Source organism: Streptomyces coelicoflavus (genome assembly GCF_045041415.1).
GTDB classification, from domain to species: domain Bacteria; phylum Actinomycetota; class Actinomycetes; order Streptomycetales; family Streptomycetaceae; genus Streptomyces; species Streptomyces coelicoflavus.
This window is the reverse complement of the sequence record NZ_CP108218.1, coordinates 625,945-644,839: the sequence shown is the minus strand read 5'-3', so window position 1 is coordinate 644,839 and position 18,895 is coordinate 625,945. Positions and strand designations below refer to the sequence as shown.

The window sequence follows — 18,895 nt, the reverse complement described above, 5'->3', positions numbered from 1 at the left end:
GGCCCCGCCGCGCTCCGACTCAGCGCGCCACGCTCAGCGACAGGGCGAAACGCCCCTCCCCGTCCGTCCACCAGTGGGTCAGGTCCAGACCGGCCGCCTCCAGCTCGGCCCGCACACCCTCCCGCCGGAACTTCGCGGACACCTCGGTACGCAGCTCCTCCCCGTCCGCGAAGTCCACGGCCAGGTCGAGCGCCTGGACCTTGACGGTCTGCGCGGTGCGCGAGCGCAGCCGCATCTCGATCCACTCCCGTTCGGCGTTCCACAGCGCCACGTGCTCGAAGGCCGCGGGCTCGAAGTCGGCCTCCAGTTCGCGGTTCATCACGGCGAGCACGTTCTTGTTGAACTCGGCCGTCACCCCGGCCGCGTCGTCGTACGCGCGGACCAGCACTCCCTCGTCCTTGACCAGGTCCGTGCCCAGCAACAGGGCGTCGCCCGGGGAGAGCAGGGCGCGGACCGAGGACAGGAACGCGGCGCGCTCCCCGGGCAGCAGGTTGCCGACGGTGCCGCCGAGGAACGCGACCAGCCGCGGGCCCGGCGTGCCGGGCAGCGTCAGCCCTCCCGTGAAGTCGGCGATCAGCGCGTGCACCTGGAGACCGGGACGCTCGGCGACCAGCGCCTCCCCGGCCTGGGTGAGGGCGCTCTCGCTCACGTCGACCGGCACGTAGGCGCCCAGCCCGGTCCGCTCCGTCAGCGCGTCGAGCAGCACCCGCGTCTTCTCCGAGGAGCCGGAACCCAGCTCCACCAGGGTGCGGGCGCCGGTCGCCGCCGCGATCTCCCCGGCCCGGTCGACCAGGATCTCCCGCTCGGCCCGGGTCGGGTAGTACTCGGGCAGCGCGGTGATCGCCTCGAACAGCTCGCTGCCCCGCGCGTCGTAGAACCACTTCGGCGGCAGCCACTTGGGCGTGCTGGTCAGGCCGGCCAGGACGTCGTCGCGCAGGGCGGCGTCCGTGGCGTCCTCGGGCAGCGTCCGGGTCAGACGGAACTGGCTCACGTGCGGGGCTCCTTCGTATGCGAAGAGACGAAAGCGTCTGCGGAGGCGGTCTCGCCCGGGTCCTTGAGCGGGGTCAGTCGCACGTCCGCGCGGCTCGCCGCCAGCAGGGTGCGGTCGGGGACCTCCTGCCAGCCGGGGTCGTCGTCGTACGGCTCCGAGGCGACGACCGTGCCGCCACCCGGGCGGGACAGGTACCAGAGGGTGTCGCCCCAGGTGGTGGCGGTGACGGTGGAGCCGTTGGTGAGGAGCAGGTTGAGCCGGGAGGCCGGGGCCGCCGCGGCGACCTCCAGGACCGTCTCGGACAGCGCCCGGCCCTCGTCGTCCCCGGCCCGCAGCCGGGCCAGGACCAGCGCCCACACGAGCGCCGAGTCGTTGCGCGCCTCCAGCGCCAGCAGCTCCCCGGGCGGCAGTGTCGCGGCCACCGGCGCCAGCGAGTCGGGCCAGCCCTTCACGGCACCGTTGTGGCTGAACAGCCACGTCCCCGCGGCGAACGGGGCCGCGGCCGCCTCCGCGTCGGCGCCGGCCAGCGTCGCGTCCCGTACGGCGGCCAGCAGCGCACCGGTGCGCACCACCCGCGCGAGGTCGGCGAAGGACTGGTCCGCCCAGATCGGGCCGGCCCGCCGGTACCGGGCGGGCACCGGATCGCCCTCGGCGTACCAGCCGACGCCGAACCCGTCGGCGTTGACCGTGCCGTACCGCTGGTGCCGGGGCGCCCAGGACTGGCGGTACAGACCGTGCGGCGGCGTCACGAGGAGGCCGCCGAGCGGCTCCGCGGGGCCCACGTAGGCCAGGTGACGGCACATCAGACGGCCTCCGCCGAGCGGGCCGTGCGGAACCCGGAGAAGATCTGCCGCCGGATCGGGTAGTCCCAGTTGCGGAACGTGCCCCGGCAGGCCACGGCGTCCACGGCGAAGGAACCGCCGCGCAGCACCTTGTACTCGGGGCCGAAGAACACCTCCGAGTACTCCCGGTACGGGAACGCCCCAAAGCCCGGGTACGGGGTGAAGTCGCTCGACGTCCACTCCCACACGTCGCCGATCAACTGCCGCACGCCGAGCGGCGACTCGCCGGCCGGGTAGCTGCCCGCGGGCGCCGGGCGCAGGTGCCGCTGTCCGAGGTTGGCGTGCTCCGGGCCCGGGTCGGCGTCGCCCCACGGATAGCGCATGGCGCGGTCGCCGGCCGGGTCGTACCGTGCCGCCTTCTCCCATTCGGCCTCGGTGGGCAGCCGGCGCCCCGCCCAGCGGGCGTACGCGTCGGCCTCGTACCAGCACACGTGCAGCACCGGCTCGTCGGCCGGGACCGCTTCGGTCACCCCGAAGCGGCGGCGCAGCCACTGTCCGCCGTCCCGGCGCCAGAACAGCGGGGCGGCGAGGGAGTGCCGGCGGACGTGGTCCCAGCCCTCGGGGGTCCACCAGCGCGGGTCGTCGTAGCCGCCGTCGTCGATGAACGCCAGGTACGCGCCGTTGGTCACCGGGGTGGTGTCGATGTGGAACGGTGCCACCTCGCGCCGGTGCGCGGGCCGTTCGTTGTCCAGGGCCCACGGCTCGGTCGACGTGCCCATCGTGAACGGGCCGCCCGGCACCAGGACTTCGACCGGACCGGTGAACAGGGGGAGCGGGTCCGGATCGGGTGCGGTCAGGACCTGAGGGCCCCTGCGCAACTGGTGCGTGATCAGCATGGTCTCGTCGTGCTGCTGCTCGTGCTGGGCGATCATGCCGAAGGCGAAGCCCGCCTCCGTCAGCCGCGTCCCGTCGAACGCGGTCCGCTCCAGCACGTCCAGGGCCCGTCCGCGCACGTCCGCCGCGTACCGGCGGGCCTCGGCGGGCGACAACAGCGGCAGGCTCGGCCGCTCGGAGCGCGGGTGCTCGAAGGCGTCGTACAGGCTGTCGATCTCCGGGCGTATCGCCTCCTGTCCGGCGACCGCCCGCAGCAGCCACTGCTCCTCCTGGTTGCCGATGTGCGCCAGGTCCCACACCAGCGGGGACATCAGCGGCGACACCTGGGCGGTCAGGTCGGGGCCCTCCACACAACCGGTCAGCAGCGTGGTGCGCTCCCGGGCGGTGACGAGCGTGGTCAGGGCCCGCTCCCGCAGCGTCTCGGCGGTGGCGGTCGTGGGCGCGTCCGTGGAGTCGGTCATGAGCGGGTCTCCCTCCCGTGCGGGCCACGGTCTGCGCCGCCCGGCGTGTCCAGCAGATCGTCGGCGGGGCAGCGGCCCCTCAGGACGTAGCGCTCCAGGTACCCGGCGACGGCGTCCGTCACCTCGGGACCCGCGCCGAGCCGGGGCAGTGCGGCGAGCGCCGCGGTGAAGCAGGTGACGGCCGCCTCGCGCAGCTCGGGGTCGGTCAGGGCGGCCCGGGCCGCGTCCTCGTACAGCGGATTGTGCGGCGCCGGCAGCCCGAGCGTGCGCTCGGCCAGGGGCTTGACGGCCCGGTAGGCGGTCTCGGTGGCCTCCGGGTCGTCGAACAGCGCGGCGGTCACCGCCAGCGGCACGATCCAGCCGTCGTCGCCGGGCTGCGCGTCGATCATGCGCAGCTCCAGGTGGCCGCGCGGCCGGACCGGCGGGAAGAGCGTGGTCAGGTGGTAGTCCAGGTCCTCCCGGGTCGGCGGCCTCGGCACCAGCTCACGGGTCCACTCCCGCAGGGTCAGGCCCTCCGGCACGTCCCACGGGCCGCCGTCCCGGCGTACGCACATCACCGGGGCGTCCAGCACGTGCCGCGCCCAGGTGCCGCGCGGGTCGGTGGTCAGCGGGGGGCCGCCCGCCCGGCCCGCGCCGATCTGCGTCCACCGCAGCTGCCGGGTGGACCGCCAGCCGGTGGGCCGGCCGCCGGACAGCGGTGAGTTGGCGAACGCGGCCAGCAGGACCGCGCCCAGGTGATGGGCCAGCCACCACCGGCGTACATGGCCCAGCGGCCCGGGCTCCTCGTACCCCGCGTCCACGCACACCTGCACCGAGGCGGAGGCGCACATCATGAAGCGGCCACCGGGGCCGGTGCGGTCGAGGCAGGACTCCATGGCGTCGTAGCGGGGCTGCCGCAGGTAGCGGCGCGGCCGGTGCCAGGGGTCGTGGCCGAGGCCGACCAGGCCGAGGCCGTCCTCGCGCAGCACGGCACGGACGGCGTCGAGGTCGGCGGAGACGGTGCGGACGCACTCCGTCAGGGAGGCGGCGGGGAGCGAACTCAGCTCCAGCTGGCCGCCGGGTTCGACGGTCAGCGCCGACCTCAGGGGCACGGCCCGCAGCGCGGTGTACACCGCGTGGAGCCGTTCGGGTGACACGGGGAGCCGCGGCGCGCGCAGCTCGTGGACGAGCCATTCCACCTCGACGCCGAGGAGCCTGGGCGGCCCGGTCTTGAAGCAGATGCCGTGGACCAGTGCCTCGACCTCGGCCTCACTGACGGCGGTACGGGGCCGGACACAGCCCCCAACCGAATCGGACATGTCGGGATCCTCCTGAGATTCCACCATGCCGCCGGCCCTTCTGTGGTGGGCCGGGCCGGCACACTCGTCCCACCCAAGACCCTCGTGCCGCTCCGCACAAGGGTGCAATTCGGGACGTTCCCACTCGGTAATCTCCGCGATCCGCCCGTTTCCGGGGGCTTTCCCCGTGGTTCGCCGGTCGGGAAACTCCGTTGCACCGCATCCTCAGCATCGCCCAGGATTCCCGCATGAGCACGACGGGGGAGACCGCGCGGCACGCGGTCACGGCGTCCACGGGGGTGGCGCCGTGAGCGCGCGCCTGCGGGGCATCGCACAGCGGACCGAGCAGATCGTCGCCGCCGGGGCCTACCGCACGTCCGACGGCCGCGAGGTGTCCGTCGCGGCGGCGGTCGAGGCGGCCCGGGACGGCACCCGGATGTACGGACCGGAGCCCGTCGAGGTCCCTTCCACCGCCCCGCTGCGGACGCTCTTCGAGGTCACCGGCGAGAGCAGCCTGGAGGCCGCCCGCCGCCTCGGCGGCGAGGTCGCCGTGCTCAACTTCGCCTCGGCGCGCAACCCCGGCGGCGGCTACCTGAGCGGCGCTCAGGCCCAGGAGGAGGCCCTGTGCCGGGCCTCCGCCCTCTACACCTGCCTGCTGCGGGCGCGCGGGTTGTACGACCACCACCGCGCCCACCGTGACCCGTTCTACACGGACCGCGTCGTCCACTCGCCCGGCGTGCCCGTCTTCCGCGACGACCGCGGCCGCCTGCTGGACGAGCCGTTCGCGGCCGGATTCCTCACCTCCGCCGCGCCCAACGCGGGCGTGGTGCTGCGCACGGCCCCGGAACGCGCCGCGGAACTCCCCGCCGCGCTCGCGGTGCGCGCCGAGCGGGTGCTGGAGACCGCCGCGGCCCACGGGTACCGGCGCCTCGTGCTGGGCGCCTGGGGCTGCGGGGTGTTCCGCAACGACCCCGCCCAGGTGGCGGGCGCGTTCCGGACACTGCTAGGGCCCGGCGGACGGTTCGACGGTGCCTTCGAACAGGTGGCGTTCGGCATCCTGGACCGCGCCCCGGGCGGGCTCGTCCGGGCGGCGTTCGAGCGCGCCTTCCCGGAGGGCGCGGGCCGCCCCGCTCAGCTCCAGCCGTAGCGCTCCCGCAGCCGCTGCCGTACGAGGTCGAAGCGCATCCGGTCCAGGGCGCACGCCTCGCGGCGCATCCCGGCGTCGTGCAGGCGCAGCACCCGGTCCACGTCGACCCAGGAGTCGCGCCCGGAACGGTCCCACGGCCCGCTCCCGATCGGCACCCACTCCCGGTCACCGTCGTGCCGCTTGCTGGACAGCTGCACGGCCAGCACGGTCCCGGCCGCCTCACGCGCCACGACGAGCACCGGCCGGTCCTTGCCCCGGCCGTCCGCCTCCTCGTAGGGCACCCACGTCCACACGATCTCGCCGGGATCGGGGTCGCCGTCGTGCGCGGGGGAGTACTCGGTCCGCACCCGGCCCACCTCCCGCGGGTCGGCCTCGGTGGTGGCGGAGGGTCCGTAACGGCCGGGGACGGTCTCGCCGTTGCTGTCGATGTCGTCGGTGAAGGCGCTCACGGCCGTACCGTACGGGACGTCGCCGCGCGGACGCGCGGGGACCCGCGCCGAGTGGCAGGCTGGCCCCGGCAACCCCGTCCGAGGCAGAAGGCGACGTCATGACCGACCAGCTCACCGTGAGCGTCCTGGGCACCGGCATCATGGGTGCCGCGATGGCCCGCAACCTCGCCGGCGCCGGACACACCGTCCGGGTCTGGAACCGCAGCCGGGACAAGGCCGAGCCGCTGGCCGCCGACGGCGCGCACGTCGCCGGCAGCCCGGAGGAGGCGGTACGCGGCGCCGACGTCGTCCTCACGATGCTGTACGACGGCCCGGCCGCCCTCGACGTCATGCGGCGGGCCGCGCCCGGTCTTGCTCCCGGCACCGTGTGGGCGCAGTCCACCACCGCGGGCGTCGACGCGGTCGCCGACCTGGCCGCCTTCGCCCACGAGCACGGCCTCGTCTTCTTCGACGCCCCCGTCCTCGGCACCCGGCAGCCCGCCGAGGCCGGGCGGCTGCTGGTGCTGGCGGCGGGGCCCGGCGAGGCGCGGGAGCGGGTGACGCACGTGTTCGACGCCGTCGGCTCCCGCACCGTGTGGACCGGCGAGGACGGGGCGGCGGGCAGCGCGACCCGGCTGAAACTGGTGGCCAACAGCTGGGTCCTCGCCGCCACCAACGCGGTCGGCGAGACCCTGTCGCTCGCCAAGGCGCTGGGCGTGGACCCGGACGGCTTCTTCGACGCCATCGCGGGCGGCCCGCTCGACATGGGCTACCTGCGCGCCAAGGCCGGCCTGATCCGCGACGGCGCGCTCACGCCCGCCCAGTTCGCCGTCGCCACCGCCGAGAAGGACGCCCGCCTGATCGTCGAGGCCGGGGAGGCGAACGGAGTCCGGCTGGATCTCGCCGCGGCCGGTGCGGAACGCTTCGCCCGGGCCGCCGCACAGGGACACGGCGACGAGGACATGGCGGCGGCCTACTTCGCCAGTTTCGAGGAGAAGGCGAGCGACTGAGCCCGCCCGGGGTACCGGGTGCACGAGAGCACACTCAGACCGGCGACCGGACCCGGTGCCGGACCACACCGAATCCCGAGGAGCCCGCATGTCCAAGCCGCCGCTGCCGTCCGAGGCCGTCGAGCTGCTGCGCCGCCCCAACCCGTGCGTCATGGCCACCCTGCGCTCGGACGGCGCCCCCGTCTCCACGCCCACCTGGTACGCGTGGGACGACGACGGCCGCGTGCTGATCAACCTCGACGCGGGCCGGGTACGCCTCGGACACCTGCGCCGCGACCCGCGCGTCACCCTCACCGTCCTCGCGGGCGACGACTGGTACACACACGTCACCCTCATCGGCCGGGTCGCCGAGATGCGCGACGACGAGGACCTCTCCGGCATCGACCGGCTCGCCCGGCACTACACCGGCAACCCGTACCCGGACCGGAAGCGCCCCCGGGTCAGCGCCTTCGTCGAGGTGGAGCGCTGGCACGGCTGGGGGGCGATGAAGGACAGCGACCAGTCCGGCTGAACCCTGGGCAGAGGGGCGGACCCGGACGTATGATCACCGCGCGGCATCGCGTGCCGGTCACCGTCCGGGTGAGGCATGGAGGCGCCGCGGAGATGCCCGTGGAGGCATTGACCCGTGTCAGTCCAGTTCAACCACACCATCGTTCTCTCCCGCGACCGGGAGAAGTCCGCCCATTTCCTCGCCACGATCCTCGGTCTCGAGGTCGGCGAGCCGGCCGGGATGTTCCTGCCCCTGACGACCGCCAACGGCGTCACCCTCGATTTCGCCACCGTCGACATCGACATCCCCGTGCAGCACTACGCGTTCCTCGTCTCCGAGGACGAGTTCGACGGCGTCCTCGCCCGGCTCGTCGAGGGCGGGACACCCATCCAGGCCGACCCGCACGGCCGGCACCCGCGCCGGATCAACCGCAACGACGGCGGCCGGGGCGTGTACTTCACCGACCCGTCCGGGCACGGCATGGAGGCCTTCACCCGCCCCTACGGCAGTGACCCGGCCTCGCCGCTGAACGGCGTCACGGAGGACGTGCCCGGAGCCCGCTGAGGGCCCCTTCCCCGCGTCGGCCGCGGCAGCAGCAGCTGCCGCGGCCGGTGTCCCTACCGGGCCAGCAGTGCCCGCAGCGCCCCCGCGACCTCGTCCGGCGCCTCCTCCGCCATGAAGTGTCCGCAGCCCACGGTCTCATGCCGCAGGTCCGGCGCCCACGCCCGCCACAGCGCGGCGGCGTCGTACCCGAGGGCGGCGCCCCAGTCCTGCTGGAGGACGGTCACCGGCATCCGCAGCCGGTTGCCGTTCTCCCGGTCCGCCAGGTCGTGGTCCACGTCGACGCCGGCCGAGGCACGGTAGTCGGCCACGATCGAGGGCACCGCCTCGCGCGACGCCTTCAGGTAGGCGGCGCGGACGTCGGCGGGCAGGGCGTCCGGGTCCCGGGTCCACAGGTCGAGGAAGTGACCGAAGAACGCGTCCGGCGCGGCGCCGATCAGCTGCTCCGGCAGCCCGGGCGGCTGCGCCATCAGGTACAGGTGGAAGCCCACCGCGGCCGTCGTGCCGTGCAGGACGTCCCACATGTCGAGCGTCGGCAGCACGTCCAGCGCGGCCAGGTGCGTCACCGCGTCCGGATGGTCGAGCCCGGCGCGCACCGCGACCAGCGCGCCCCGGTCGTGACCGGCCAGCGCGAACCGCTCGTGCCCCAGCTCCCGCGCCAGGGCGACCACGTCGGCGGCCATGGTCCGCTTGGCGTACGCGGTGCCGTCCGGGTCGGCGGGCTTGTCGCTGGCGCCGTAACCGCGCAGGTCGGGGCAGATGACGGTGTGGTCGGCCGCCAGGTCGGCGGCGACGTGCCGCCACATCAGGTGGGTCTGGGGGAAGCCGTGCAGCAGCACGACGGGGCTGCCGGTGCCGCCCGTGGCCACGTGCAGGCCGATGCCGTCGGCGACCGTCACGCGGTCGTGGGTGAAGCCGGGGATGGTCGGTTCCATGGCTGGTCGTGCCCTTCTCTTTCTCGGTGCTTCGCGCTCCGCCCACAGCGCGTGGGCGATGTCCCCGACCCTGCCGTGCGCGAATCAGCAACCGATCAGCAACGATCAGCACCGATCGGCACCGATCGGCGGCCGGTCACCGACCGGCCGCGCACCGTCCCGCGCGCGTACCGTGGTGAGCGCACGAACGGTGGCGGAGCGGAGCGGACGGACACGGAACATGGAAGCGGTCACGTTCGGTGTGCTCGGCGCGGTCACCGCCGGACGCGGCCCCGACGTGCTCGCCCTCAAGGGCCCCCGGCACCGGGCTGTGCTCGCCCGGCTGATCCTGGCCCGGCGCCGGGTCGTCCCGGTCGCCCGCCTGGTCGAGGACCTCTGGGAGGCGCCGCCGCCCCGGGCCGTGGGAGCGGTACGCACCTTCGTCGGCGACCTGCGCCGCGCCCTCGAGCCCGACCGCCCGCCGCGCGCCCCGGCCCGGCTGCTGGTCACCGAGGGCCCCGGCTACGCCCTGCGCGCCGCGCCGGACGCCGTGGACGCGTGGCGCTTCGAGGCCGCCATCACCGAGGCCGACCGGCTGCCGGCCGCCCAGGCGCCCGAACGGCTGCGGGCGGCCCTGGGGGAGTGGCGGGGGCCCGCCTACGCCGAGTTCGGCGCGGAGGACTGGGCCCGCGGCGAACGCTCCCGGCTCACCGAACTGCGGCTGCGCGCCGTCGAACGCCGGGCGGAACTGCTGGTGGAACTCGGCCGGGCCGCCGAGGCGGTGCCCGATCTCGACGCGCACCTTACCGAGCACCCCTGGCGCGAGGAGTCCTGGCGCCTGCTCGCGCTCGCCCTGTACCGGACCGGACGGCAGGCGGACGCCCTCGCCGTGCTGCGCCGGGCCCGCGCCCTGCTGGCCGGACGGCTGGGCATCGACCCCGGACCCCGGCTGCGCCGCCTGGAGGCCGGCATCCTCGCCCAGGACCCGGACCTGGACCCGCCCGGCGAACCGGCGGACGCGGCGGCCCGGCTGTGGGCCCGCACGACCGAGGCGTACGACCGCACCGTGGCCGCCGGCGCCCGGGCCCGCCTGGAATCCACCGTCGGTCTGCTGCGCGGCCTCGCGGTCACCGGCGGCGGTGGCCTCGAGGCCGCCCGGGAGCACCGGATGACGGCGGTCCAGGCCGCGGAGGAGACGGGTGACGCGGAACTCACGGCCCGCGTGATCGGCGCCTACGACGTCCCCGCCAACTGGACCCGAGGCGACGATCCCGAGCTGGCCCGGCGGATCGTCGCGGCGGCCGAACGCACCCTCGCCGCCCTGCCGGAGGACCCCACCGCCGACACGGCGCGCTGCCGACTGCTGGCCACCGTCGCCCTGGAGTCCCGGGGCGTGCGCTCCCCGCGTGGGCCGCGGGCGGCCGCCGAGGCCGAGGAGATCGCCCGCCGCCTGGACGACCCGGCGCTGCTGGCCTTCGCCCTCAACGGCGTCTTCATGCAGTCCTGCACCCGCGCCGGACTGGCTCCGCGCCGCGACGCGATCGGCGCCGAACTCACCGCCCTCGGGGCCCGGCACGGCCTGGTCAACCACGAGGTGCTCGGCCACCTGATCCGGCTCCAGGCCCGCGCGGCCCTCGCCGACCTCACCGCCGCCGACGCGCACGCGAGGGCCGTGGACCGCCTCGCCGAACGGCACGAACGCCCCCTCGTGGGCGTCTTCACCTCCTGGTACCGGGCGCTGCGCGAGGCCGTCTCCGCCGACGCTTCCGACGCCTCCTCCGACGCTTCCGACGCCTCCTCCGACGCGTCCGGCGGCTCCCACGACAGCGCCGAGGCCGCCTACCGCTCGGCCGCCGCACGGCTCGACGGCGCCGGGATGCCGGGTCTGGAACGCGGGCTGCTGCCCCTCGCCCTGCTCGGCCTGCGCCTGGCCCGCGGCCGGCCCGCCCGGGTGGACCCGCGCGCCGACTGGGGTCCGTACCGGCCCTGGGCCGAGCCGTTCGCCCTGCTGGCCGAGGGACGTGACACCGAGGCCCGCGGCGCCCTGCGGGCCCTGCCCGAACCACCGCCCGACCTCCTCTACGAGGCCCTGTGCTGCGCCGAGGCCGCGGTCGCCCTCGGCCTCGGCGACCGCCCGGCCCTACGGCGGACGTACGACAGACTGCTGCCCGCGGCCGGCGAACTCGCGGGCGCGGGCAGCGGACTGCTCACCTTCGGACCGGTCGACGGGTGGCTCGCCGCGATCCGCCGGGCACTCGACGCCTGACGGCGGCGGACCGGCGCGGCGGGACCGCCGCCGTCACGCGTTCCCCGGCACCGCCGCCGGCTCCTCGACGCGCGCCGAGGCCGTGCCACGGCTCGCCCCGGGCGCGGGCGGTCCGGGCGGGACGCCGACCGGGGTTGCCCCGGCCCCGCCGGGTACCCGCCGGGCCATGAAGTGGCAGCAGGTCCAGGACGGTCCGTCCGCGGTGTACGTGGTGGTGCTCGACCAGGGAGAGGACGCGGTCGCCGAACTCACCGCCTTCGCCCGCGACCGGTCGCTGGGGGCCTCCCAGGTGACCGCCGTGGGCGCCTTCTCCGAGGCGGTCGTCGGCTGGTTCGACCGGCAGGCCAAGGACTACCGGCCCCTCCCGGTCCAGGAGCAGTGCGAGGTGCTGTCCCTGATCGGGGACATCGCCGTCGCCGACGACGGACCGACCCCGCACCTGCACGCCGTACTGGGCCTGTCCGACGGCTCCACCCGCGGCGGCCACCTGCTGTCCGGCCGGGTCTGGCCGACCCTGGAGGTCGTCGTGCGGGACAGCCCGGCCGAGCTGGCCAAGACCCACCGCCCCGACATCGGCCTGGCCCTGATCGACCTGGGCTGAACCGGTCGGCGCGCGGCGGTTTACCGGGCCGGGCGAGGGCTACGCGGCCCGCAGGCAATCCCGTACCGACACCCCGGGAGGCGCGAGATGACACGGCGCATCCGAGACGTGATGTCACCGGCCGCGGTGGCCGTCGAGCCCATGACGACGGTGGCGCGAGCGGCCCGGCTGATGCGCGAGGAGGACGTGGGCGACGTCCTGGTGACCTACGACTGCGATCTGTTCGGCGTGCTCACCGACCGCGACATCGTGCTCCGCGGCGTCGCCGACGGACGGGACCCGGACACCACCACGGTCGGCGCGGTGTGCACACCCCCGCCCGTGGTCACCCTCGGACCCGACGACACCACCGACCGCGCCGCCGAGCTGATGCGCCGGCACGCGGTGCGCCGGCTCCCCGTCGTCGAGCACGGCGGCGTCCCCGTGGGCGTGGTCACCCTCGGTGACCTCGCCGCCACCGACGACCCGCGCTCCGCCCTCGCGGACATCAGCCGGGCCGCACCCGGCCACTGACACCCCCCACCGCCGGGGAGGAACGGCATGAGCGACCGACGGAGCCCGCACCGGGCCACGGAACGCGACCCCCGGTCCCGTTCCGGCGCGGTCGGCCGCCGCTCCCCGCGCACCGGCACCGAACCGGTCCGCGCGCAGAGCGCGCTGCGGCTGAGACTGCTGCTGTCGGCGGTCTTCCTGCCGCTGTTCCTCGCGGGGGCCGCGTACTTCGGCGTGTGGGCCGCCGACGCCGCTTCCGGCGACAGCCCCGGCCGCGGCACCCTCGTGGTCGTCGCCGTCGTGTGCGGGGCGCTCGCCCTGCTGGCGGCCGCCGACCTGCTGGTGGTGACCCGCAGGCTGAGGGACGAACGCGGGAGCGCAACCCTGTGATCCTGTGATCCGCAAGGGGACGGAGGAAACGACATGGCGCCCAAGGCACGCACCCCCGCGGCACGCACCCGGGACGACCGCCGCGCCACCACCCGTACCGCGCGGCTGCGCAGCCGGATCCCCGAACCCGACGAGGAACCCGACCTGCTCGGCCAGTACCTGACCCAGATCGGGGCCACGCCCCTGCTGACCGCCGAGGACGAGGTCCGCCTCGCCACCCGCATCGAGGCCGGCGTCCGGGCCAGGGAGGAACTGGAGGCGGCCGACACCGGCGAGCCCGCACCGGCCCCGGGGCGGCGCCGTGCGCTGGAGGCAGCGGTCCACGACGGCCAGGCGGCCAAGGACCACATGGTGCGGGCCAACCTGCGCCTCGTGGTGTCGATGGCCAAGCGCCACGCCCACCGCGGGCTGCCCCTCCTCGACGTCATTCAGGAGGGCAACCTCGGACTGATCCGGGCCGTGGAGAAGTTCGACCACACCAAGGGCTTCAAGTTCTCCACGTACGCCACCTGGTGGATCCGCCAGGCCATCGAGCGGGGTCTGGCCACCCACGCCCGCACGGTACGGCTGCCGGTCCACGTCGTGGAGCAGCTCCAGAAGCTGGCCAAGGCCGATCGCAAGCTCCGCGCGGGCCTCGACCGCGAGCCGACCACCGAGGAGGTCGCCGCCGAGAGCGGCATCGACGCGGACAAGGTCGTCTGGCTGCGCAGGGTCGGACGGGACGCGGTCAGCCTGGACACCCCCGTGGACGAGACCGGCGACACCGTCGTCGGCGACCTCATCCCCGACACCGAGGTGCTGCGCGCCCCCGAGGTCGCCGAGTTCCAGGCACTCGCGGCGGAACTGCGGGAGGCCGTCGGCACCCTCGCCCCCCGCGAGTCCCTGATCCTCAGCCTGCGCTACGGCCTCCACGACGGCCGCCCCCGCACCCTGCAACAGGTCGCCCAGCACGTGGGCCTCACCCGCGAACGCGTCCGCCAGCTGGAGAAGGAGTCCCTCGCCCACCTGCGCGCCCCCGAGCAACGGGAACGCCTGCTGGACTGGGCGAGCTGAGCCGGCCGGAGTCCCGTCGGCGGACTCTCACTCGGGTCCCGTCCGCAGCCGCGCCCCCTGCCGCGGCAGTTCGCGCTGGACCAGCCGGTAGGGCAGCCCGCGCGGTCCGCGCCCGTGCCGCACGGTCAGCGCGGCGCACACCCCGGCGGCGTGCCCGGTCGCCATGGCGATGGGCATCACTCGGTACGACGAGTGCGCCACGTGTGTCCCGGAGATGCAGCGCCCCGCGGCCAGCAGCCGGTCGGTGTCCCGGGGCAGGGCGCGGGCCCCGGCGGGCGGGGTGCGGATGCGAGGGCCGAAGAGTCATCCGGAACTCCCGTCACGTCGGCGAAGCCCCGGCGCGGGCCGGTTTCGGTGCGCGGGGCCGCGCACGGTGCCGGGTTGCCTGCCCGGCATCCCGGAAACACTCTGATCAGGAGCAACCCCGAACGCGGCCCGTCCCGAACGCGCCCCTGCCCGACACAAGGTCCCGTCCCGCACGAGGAGCACCGGTGAACGTCTCGACCAGCGTCTGGCTGCTGACCGTCGCGGGCCTGTGCGTCCTCGTCGCCGCCGACTTCTTCATCGGCCGCAAGCCGCACGACGTGTCCCTGCGCGAGGCCGGGATCTGGACGGCCGTCTGGGTGGTGCTGGCCGCTCTGTTCGGGGTGGGGCTGATCGTGTTCGGCGGCGGCGGGCCGGGCGGCGAGTTCTTCGCCGGATACATCACCGAGAAGTCGCTCAGCGTGGACAACCTCTTCGTCTTCGTCCTGATCATGACGAAGTTCGCGGTGCCCTCGCAGTACCAGCAGCGGGTGCTGATGGTCGGCGTCCTGGTGGCCCTGGTGCTGCGCGCCGTGTTCATCGCGGCCGGTGCCGCGATCATCTCCGCCTTCTCCTGGGCGTTCTACCTCTTCGGCGCCTTCCTGATCTGGACCGCCTGGAAGCTGATCCAGGACGCCCGCAAGGGCGGGCACGAGCAGGAGGAGTACGAGGAGAACAAGCTGCTGAAGTCGATCGAGCGCCGCTTCGGCGTCGCCGACCGCTACCACGGCACCAGGCTGTGGGTGGAGGAGAACGGCAGGCGGGTCATGACCCCGATGCTGGTCGTGATGCTCGCCATCGGGTTCACCGACGTCCTGTTCGCCCTGGACTCCATCCCCGCCATCTACGGTCTGACGCAGGACCCGTACATCGTGTTCACGGCGAACGCGTTCGCCCTGATGGGCCTGCGCCAGCTCTACTTCCTCATCGGCGGCCTGCTGAGGAAGCTCGTCCACCTCTCCTACGGCCTGTCGGTGATCCTCGGCTTCATCGGCGTCAAACTGGTGCTCCACGCCCTGCACGAGTCAGGCGTGCACGTGCCCGAGATCGGCATCCCCTTCTCGCTCGGGTTCATCGTGCTGGTCCTCGCGGTCACCACGGCGACCAGCCTGTGGGCCACGAGGGGGCAGGAGCAGGAGTGACGCCCGCCCGCCTGCCGGTGAGCCCAGCGGTTACTCCACCAGTTCCTGGGTGCCCAGGACGGTGAGCAGGGCGAGCCGTTCCGCGTCGGCGGTGTCCGGCTCGGCCGTGTAGACCATGATCCGCAGGTCGCTGCCGGCCACGCCGAGCACGTCGCAGTCCAGGGTGACCGGTCCGACCCGCGGATGGTCGACGGTCTTGCGTGCCGCCTCGTGCCGGCCCACCGCGTCCGCCCGCCACAGCTCGGCGAACCGCTCGCTGCGGTCACACAGCTCCGTGACCAGCCGGGCGAGGGCGCGGTCGGCGGGATAGCGGGCCGAGGTGGCGCGCAGGTCCGCGACGAGTGCCGCCTCGAAGGCACGCCGTTCCCCGGGCGTGTACCGGGCCCGGCTGCCCGGGCCGACGAAGTTGCGCCACACGCCGTTGCGCTCCGGGCCGCGCCACCGGGAGGGGTCGCCCATCAGCGCCGCGTAGGGCGGGTTGGCGAGCAGCAGCGTCCACGCCGCGTCGTACACGGCCACCGGGGTGGCGGCCAGCCGGTCCAGGAGCCGGTGGACGCTCGGCGGGATGTACGCGGGGACCGTCTCGGGGCCCGGCGGCACCAGCCCGGCCAGCCGGAACAGATGCGCGCGCTCCTCGGCCGGCAGCCGCAGCGCCCGTACGAGGGCCTCGACGACCTGGGCCGACGGGTGGGCCGCCCGGCCCTGTTCGAGGCGGGTCACGTAGTCGACGGAGACACCGGCCAGCAGGGCCAGCTCCTCGCGCCGCAGCCCCGCCGCCCGCCGGTGCCCGCCGGAGGGCAGTCCGGCCGCCCCGGGCGGGACCCGGTCCCTGCGCAGCCGCAACGCCCGCCCGAACTCCGTAGCCGTCATGCCCCCAGTGAACACCTCGTGCGCCCCGTGTTCCTGGTACCCGCGGTCCCAGGAACACGGGACGCCTGGCTGCCCGCACGGGCGCGCCGCACGCTGGACCCATGACGACCACACTGATCACCGGAGCCAACAAGGGCCTCGGCTTCGAGACGGCCCGCCGCCTCGTCGCCGCCGGCCACACCGTCTACGCCGCCGCCCGCGACCCCGAGCGCGGCCGCCGCGCCGCCGCGGAACTGGGCGCGCGCCCCCTCGTCCTCGACGTCACCGACGACGCGTCGGTGGCCGCCGCCGTGCGGGCCGTGGCGGCCGACGGCGGCCTCGACGTCCTGGTCAACAACGCGGGCATCGAGGAGCGCGGCGAGCACAACACCGTGACCGGTGCGGACGGCACGACCGCCGGCCTGCTGCGCACTGTCTTCGATACCAACGTCTTCGGCCTGGTCCGCGTGATGCACGCCTTCCTGCCGCTGCTGCGCCGCTCCGCCGCGCCCGTCGTGGTCAACGTGAGCAGCGGGCTGGCCTCGCTGACCGGACTCGGCTCGCCCGGGAGCCCGGGGTACGGCTACCCGGGGCTCGCCTACCCGGCGTCGAAGACCGCGGTGAACGCGCTGACCGTGCAGTACGCCAAGGCGTTCCCGGGGATGCGGATCAACGCGGTCGAGCCCGGCTTCACCGCGACCGACCTGAACGGCAACACCGGTACGCAGACCGTGGCCGAGGGTGCCGAGGTCATCGTCCGCACGGCCCGGCTGGGCCCGGACGGACCGACCGGGGGCTTCTTCGACGCGGCGGGCCCGCTGCCCTGGTAGGGGTTCAGCGGCCGGCCGGGGTGGGCCTGCCGCGCGAGACCACCCGGCTGCCGTGTCCGTCGACGACGCGGGCCTGGAGCGAACCGCAGGCGCACCGGGTCCACAGGGTCCCGCCCGCCCCGGTGGGATGGGCGGACACCACCTGGAAGGGCTCGGCGCCGTCGGGCCACCCGCAGTGCGGGCAGACGAGACCGGTCGTGCTGGGCATGGCGACTCCTCGTGCGTCGGTGGTACGTGGGGATGCCGGTGTGGGTGTTCGGGCCCACCGTGGCGCCACTGACAAGGGTGCGGCCACGAATCCGTTCACGTCCAGGTTGACTTTACGGACTCCACCGTGAAGCGTGCACTTCATGATTGATCTGCGCAGGCTGCACGTGCTCCGGGCCGTCGCCCACTACGGCACCGTCACGGCGGCGGCCCGCGCCCTGCACTTCACCACCTCGGCCGCCTCGCAGCAGATCCGGCAGCTCGCCCGGGACCTGGGCGTCGACCTGCTGGAGCCGCAGGGGCGCGGGGTGCGGCTCACCGCGGCCGCCGAGAGCCTGCTGGAACACGCCGACGCGATCGAGGCCCGCTGGGACGAGGCCGAACAGGATCTGCGGGCGGGGGAGGGCGCCCCGGCCGGGCCGCTGCGGGTCACCGGGTTCCCCGTGGCCGTCGCCGTCCTGCTGGCCCCGATGGCGGCGCGGCTGCGCGAGCGGCACCCCCGGCTCTCGGTACGGATCCGGGAGGTCGAGGTGGCGGAGAGCTTCGACCTGCTCTTCGAGGGGGAGAGCGACCTGGCGGTGGTGGAGGCGACCCCGGCCAGCCCGCCGTCGGCCGACACGCGCTTCGAACAGCGACCGCTCCTGGACGAACCGTTCGACCTGGTCGTCCCCGCGGACCATCCACTGGCCGGACGGGGGGAGGCCGACCTGGCCGACGCGGCCCACGAGGCCTGGATCGCGCCGCTGCCGCAGAGTCCCTGCCGGACGCACGTGATGTCGGCGTGCGGCGCCGCCGGGTTCACTCCCGACGTGGTCCATCTCGCGGTGGACTGGAACGTCACGGCCCACCTGGTCGCCCACGGGCTCGGCGTCGCGCTGGTGCCCCGGCTCGCCCGGCTGACCCCCGACCTGCCGATCGTCCGCGTGCCCTGCGCCGACCGGCCGCACCGCAAGCTGCTGACCTGCACGCGCAGCGGTGGTCACCGCCGTACCGCGGTCGCGGTCGCCCTCGAGGAACTGCGCACCCTGGCCGCCGCCGCGGTGGCCTGACACACGCGTGGACCGGAGCTCGGGCGAGCTCCGGTCCACGCGTCAGGTGTGCGCCGGTCAGGCGGCGAGGGCCTCGTCCGCGTGGCCGTGCAGCCGGGCGACGACCTCGGTCAGCTGCGCGGCGACCTCGGCGTCGTCCGACGGGTGGGTCTCGGCGAAGCGGGTCATGGAGCCGGGGATGGACAGCTTGATGTCCTCGATCACCTTGCCGCCGGCGATGCCCACGGCCTTGCGGGCCTCGTCCTGCGCCCACACGCCGCCGTACTGGCCGAAGGCGGTACCGACCACGGCGACCGGCTTGCCGGTGAAGGCGCCGGCGCCGAACGGGCGGGACAGCCAGTCGATGGCGTTCTTCAGGACGGCCGGGATGGTGCCGTTGTACTCGGGCGAGAAGAGCAGGAAGGCCTGGGCGCCCTGGGCGGCCTCGCGCAGCTTCGCGGCAGCGGCCGGGACGCTGCCCTCGACGTCGATGTCCTCGTTGTAGAAGGGGATCTCGGCAAGCCCCTCGAACAGCTGCACCTCGGCGCCCTCCGGCGCGAACTTGGCGGCAGCCTCGGCGAGCTGGCGGTTGTGCGAACCGGCGCGAAGGCTGCCGACGAGCGCAAGGATGCGGACAGACATGAGTACTCCCAGTAATGGAACAGAGGGTGACGGGCGGGCCGCGACCTTGCGGTCCACGATCCGGACCGAGGTCCGTTTAATTTCTAACATCCCAAACGGACCGCGGTCCAGTTTTCTTCCCGATGCTTTACGCTGGC

Annotated in this window: 22 protein-coding genes; 12 read left to right on the top strand and 10 right to left on the bottom strand. The window is 74.7% G+C overall.

Annotated features, from left to right (window positions below; all coding sequences use genetic code 11):
• Positions 1 to 19: 19 nt before the first annotated feature.
• The 4 genes from egtD to egtA are packed head-to-tail and all read right to left on the bottom strand — an operon-like array spanning position 20 to position 4,426.
• Positions 20 to 991, bottom strand: a complete 972-nt coding sequence (gene egtD / locus OHA99_RS03020; RefSeq protein WP_381499454.1) for an L-histidine N(alpha)-methyltransferase — start codon at positions 989 to 991, stop codon at positions 20 to 22.
• Positions 988 to 1,794: an ergothioneine biosynthesis protein EgtC gene (gene egtC, locus OHA99_RS03015; RefSeq protein ID WP_164381320.1), complete on the bottom strand. Its 807-nt coding sequence runs from the start codon at positions 1,792 to 1,794 to the stop codon at positions 988 to 990. Before egtC ends, egtD begins: the two co-directional genes overlap by 4 nt.
• Entirely contained in the window at positions 1,794 to 3,128 is a 1,335-nt protein-coding gene (egtB, locus tag OHA99_RS03010; protein ID WP_405693839.1) for an ergothioneine biosynthesis protein EgtB, read from the bottom strand. The genes egtC and egtB overlap by 1 nt, the downstream gene beginning before the upstream one ends.
• Positions 3,125 to 4,426: an ergothioneine biosynthesis glutamate--cysteine ligase EgtA gene (egtA, locus tag OHA99_RS03005; protein ID WP_405693835.1), complete on the bottom strand. Its 1,302-nt coding sequence runs from the start codon at positions 4,424 to 4,426 to the stop codon at positions 3,125 to 3,127. Before egtA ends, egtB begins: the two co-directional genes overlap by 4 nt.
• Before the next feature lie 286 nt (positions 4,427 to 4,712).
• On the opposite strand from egtA, the gene OHA99_RS03000 reads away from it, so the two are divergent.
• The gene (locus OHA99_RS03000) at positions 4,713 to 5,552 is read left to right on the top strand and encodes a TIGR02452 family protein (RefSeq protein WP_405693833.1); all 840 of its coding nucleotides are present in this window, start codon (positions 4,713 to 4,715) and stop codon (positions 5,550 to 5,552) included.
• Here OHA99_RS03000 and OHA99_RS02995 read toward each other — a convergent pair.
• A complete protein-coding gene (locus OHA99_RS02995) occupies positions 5,537 to 6,001 on the bottom strand; it encodes a type II toxin-antitoxin system PemK/MazF family toxin (protein WP_007389286.1) in 465 nt (154 codons plus the stop codon). The genes OHA99_RS03000 and OHA99_RS02995 overlap by 16 nt on opposite strands.
• 98 nt (positions 6,002 to 6,099) lie before the next feature.
• On the opposite strand from OHA99_RS02995, the gene OHA99_RS02990 reads away from it, so the two are divergent.
• The 3 genes from OHA99_RS02990 (at position 6,100) to OHA99_RS02980 (ending at position 8,044) form a co-directional block, all read left to right on the top strand.
• Positions 6,100 to 6,990 carry an NAD(P)-dependent oxidoreductase gene (locus OHA99_RS02990; protein WP_153176693.1) on the top strand — a complete coding sequence of 297 codons (891 nt, stop codon included), beginning with the start codon at positions 6,100 to 6,102 and terminating at the stop codon, positions 6,988 to 6,990.
• Positions 6,991 to 7,078: 88 nt separating this feature from the next.
• On the top strand, positions 7,079 to 7,501 hold the full coding sequence (locus OHA99_RS02985; protein ID WP_164381311.1) for a PPOX class F420-dependent oxidoreductase: 423 nt from the start codon (positions 7,079 to 7,081) through the stop codon (positions 7,499 to 7,501).
• 114 nt (positions 7,502 to 7,615) lie between these two features.
• Positions 7,616 to 8,044, top strand: coding sequence for a VOC family protein (locus OHA99_RS02980; protein WP_153176691.1), 429 nt, complete (start codon positions 7,616 to 7,618; stop codon positions 8,042 to 8,044).
• A gap of 53 nt (positions 8,045 to 8,097) precedes the next feature.
• Here the strand turns inward: OHA99_RS02980 and OHA99_RS02975 are convergent, their stop codons facing one another.
• Entirely contained in the window at positions 8,098 to 8,976 is an 879-nt protein-coding gene (locus OHA99_RS02975; protein WP_153176690.1) for an alpha/beta fold hydrolase, read from the bottom strand.
• A 220-nt stretch (positions 8,977 to 9,196) separates the two neighbouring features.
• Between OHA99_RS02975 and OHA99_RS02970 the strand changes: the two genes are divergently transcribed.
• From OHA99_RS02970 to OHA99_RS02950, 5 genes are all read left to right on the top strand, one after another.
• Complete coding sequence (locus tag OHA99_RS02970) at positions 9,197 to 11,221, top strand: BTAD domain-containing putative transcriptional regulator (protein ID WP_405693826.1); 2,025 nt, start codon at positions 9,197 to 9,199, stop codon at positions 11,219 to 11,221.
• A 166-nt stretch (positions 11,222 to 11,387) separates the two neighbouring features.
• Complete coding sequence (locus OHA99_RS02965) at positions 11,388 to 11,822, top strand: PPC domain-containing DNA-binding protein (protein ID WP_087788544.1); 435 nt, start codon at positions 11,388 to 11,390, stop codon at positions 11,820 to 11,822.
• Between the two features lie 87 nt (positions 11,823 to 11,909).
• Complete coding sequence (locus OHA99_RS02960) at positions 11,910 to 12,335, top strand: CBS domain-containing protein (RefSeq protein ID WP_366471496.1); 426 nt, start codon at positions 11,910 to 11,912, stop codon at positions 12,333 to 12,335.
• A 27-nt stretch (positions 12,336 to 12,362) separates the two neighbouring features.
• Positions 12,363 to 12,704: a DUF6343 family protein gene (locus OHA99_RS02955; RefSeq protein WP_405693821.1), complete on the top strand. Its 342-nt coding sequence runs from the start codon at positions 12,363 to 12,365 to the stop codon at positions 12,702 to 12,704.
• A gap of 33 nt (positions 12,705 to 12,737) precedes the next feature.
• A complete protein-coding gene (locus tag OHA99_RS02950) occupies positions 12,738 to 13,757 on the top strand; it encodes an RNA polymerase sigma factor RpoD/SigA (RefSeq protein WP_405693818.1) in 1,020 nt (339 codons plus the stop codon).
• Between the two features lie 27 nt (positions 13,758 to 13,784).
• Here OHA99_RS02950 and OHA99_RS02945 read toward each other — a convergent pair whose 3' ends face one another.
• Positions 13,785 to 14,015 carry an FAD-dependent oxidoreductase gene (locus OHA99_RS02945; protein ID WP_381506810.1) on the bottom strand — a complete coding sequence of 77 codons (231 nt, stop codon included), beginning with the start codon at positions 14,013 to 14,015 and terminating at the stop codon, positions 13,785 to 13,787.
• Positions 14,016 to 14,248: 233 nt separating this feature from the next.
• Here OHA99_RS02945 and OHA99_RS02940 point away from each other — a divergent pair, with 233 nt between their 5' ends.
• Entirely contained in the window at positions 14,249 to 15,202 is a 954-nt protein-coding gene (locus OHA99_RS02940; RefSeq protein WP_405693815.1) for a TerC family protein, read from the top strand.
• A gap of 30 nt (positions 15,203 to 15,232) precedes the next feature.
• On the opposite strand, the gene OHA99_RS02935 is transcribed toward OHA99_RS02940, so the two are convergent.
• Positions 15,233 to 16,072, bottom strand: coding sequence for a helix-turn-helix transcriptional regulator (locus OHA99_RS02935; protein ID WP_405693812.1), 840 nt, complete (start codon positions 16,070 to 16,072; stop codon positions 15,233 to 15,235).
• Between the two features lie 101 nt (positions 16,073 to 16,173).
• Here OHA99_RS02935 and OHA99_RS02930 point away from each other — a divergent pair, with 101 nt between their 5' ends.
• Entirely contained in the window at positions 16,174 to 16,881 is a 708-nt protein-coding gene (locus OHA99_RS02930; protein ID WP_405693810.1) for an SDR family NAD(P)-dependent oxidoreductase, read from the top strand.
• Positions 16,882 to 16,885: 4 nt separating this feature from the next.
• On the opposite strand, the gene OHA99_RS02925 is transcribed toward OHA99_RS02930, so the two are convergent.
• Positions 16,886 to 17,089: a hypothetical protein gene (locus OHA99_RS02925; protein ID WP_153176685.1), complete on the bottom strand. Its 204-nt coding sequence runs from the start codon at positions 17,087 to 17,089 to the stop codon at positions 16,886 to 16,888.
• 142 nt (positions 17,090 to 17,231) lie between these two features.
• On the opposite strand from OHA99_RS02925, the gene OHA99_RS02920 reads away from it, so the two are divergent.
• Positions 17,232 to 18,137 carry a LysR family transcriptional regulator gene (locus tag OHA99_RS02920; protein WP_153176684.1) on the top strand — a complete coding sequence of 302 codons (906 nt, stop codon included), beginning with the start codon at positions 17,232 to 17,234 and terminating at the stop codon, positions 18,135 to 18,137.
• Between the two features lie 57 nt (positions 18,138 to 18,194).
• Here the strand turns inward: OHA99_RS02920 and OHA99_RS02915 are convergent, their stop codons facing one another.
• Positions 18,195 to 18,758: an NAD(P)H-dependent oxidoreductase gene (locus OHA99_RS02915; RefSeq protein ID WP_007387316.1), complete on the bottom strand. Its 564-nt coding sequence runs from the start codon at positions 18,756 to 18,758 to the stop codon at positions 18,195 to 18,197.
• Positions 18,759 to 18,895 lie beyond the last annotated feature (137 nt).

What these genes read in the sequence shown, in the direction of transcription:
- OHA99_RS02915 (WP_007387316.1), bottom strand. Translation starts at nt 18,758, where the DNA reads ATGTCTGTCCGCATCCTTGCGCTCGTCGGCAGCCTTCGCGCCGGTTCG.
- OHA99_RS02985 (WP_164381311.1), top strand. Translation starts at nt 7,079, where the DNA reads ATGTCCAAGCCGCCGCTGCCGTCCGAGGCCGTCGAGCTGCTGCGCCGC.
- OHA99_RS02935 (WP_405693812.1), bottom strand. Translation starts at nt 16,072, where the DNA reads ATGACGGCTACGGAGTTCGGGCGGGCGTTGCGGCTGCGCAGGGACCGG.
- OHA99_RS02970 (WP_405693826.1), top strand. Translation starts at nt 9,197, where the DNA reads ATGGAAGCGGTCACGTTCGGTGTGCTCGGCGCGGTCACCGCCGGACGC.
- OHA99_RS02950 (WP_405693818.1), top strand. Translation starts at nt 12,738, where the DNA reads ATGGCGCCCAAGGCACGCACCCCCGCGGCACGCACCCGGGACGACCGC.
- OHA99_RS02955 (WP_405693821.1), top strand. Translation starts at nt 12,363, where the DNA reads ATGAGCGACCGACGGAGCCCGCACCGGGCCACGGAACGCGACCCCCGG.
- OHA99_RS02960 (WP_366471496.1), top strand. Translation starts at nt 11,910, where the DNA reads ATGACACGGCGCATCCGAGACGTGATGTCACCGGCCGCGGTGGCCGTC.
- OHA99_RS02920 (WP_153176684.1), top strand. Translation starts at nt 17,232, where the DNA reads ATGATTGATCTGCGCAGGCTGCACGTGCTCCGGGCCGTCGCCCACTAC.
- OHA99_RS02930 (WP_405693810.1), top strand. Translation starts at nt 16,174, where the DNA reads ATGACGACCACACTGATCACCGGAGCCAACAAGGGCCTCGGCTTCGAG.
- OHA99_RS02925 (WP_153176685.1), bottom strand. Translation starts at nt 17,089, where the DNA reads ATGCCCAGCACGACCGGTCTCGTCTGCCCGCACTGCGGGTGGCCCGAC.
- OHA99_RS02990 (WP_153176693.1), top strand. Translation starts at nt 6,100, where the DNA reads ATGACCGACCAGCTCACCGTGAGCGTCCTGGGCACCGGCATCATGGGT.
- egtC (WP_164381320.1), bottom strand. Translation starts at nt 1,794, where the DNA reads ATGTGCCGTCACCTGGCCTACGTGGGCCCCGCGGAGCCGCTCGGCGGC.
- egtB (WP_405693839.1), bottom strand. Translation starts at nt 3,128, where the DNA reads ATGACCGACTCCACGGACGCGCCCACGACCGCCACCGCCGAGACGCTG.
- egtA (WP_405693835.1), bottom strand. Translation starts at nt 4,426, where the DNA reads ATGTCCGATTCGGTTGGGGGCTGTGTCCGGCCCCGTACCGCCGTCAGT.
- OHA99_RS02975 (WP_153176690.1), bottom strand. Translation starts at nt 8,976, where the DNA reads ATGGAACCGACCATCCCCGGCTTCACCCACGACCGCGTGACGGTCGCC.
- OHA99_RS02965 (WP_087788544.1), top strand. Translation starts at nt 11,388, where the DNA reads ATGAAGTGGCAGCAGGTCCAGGACGGTCCGTCCGCGGTGTACGTGGTG.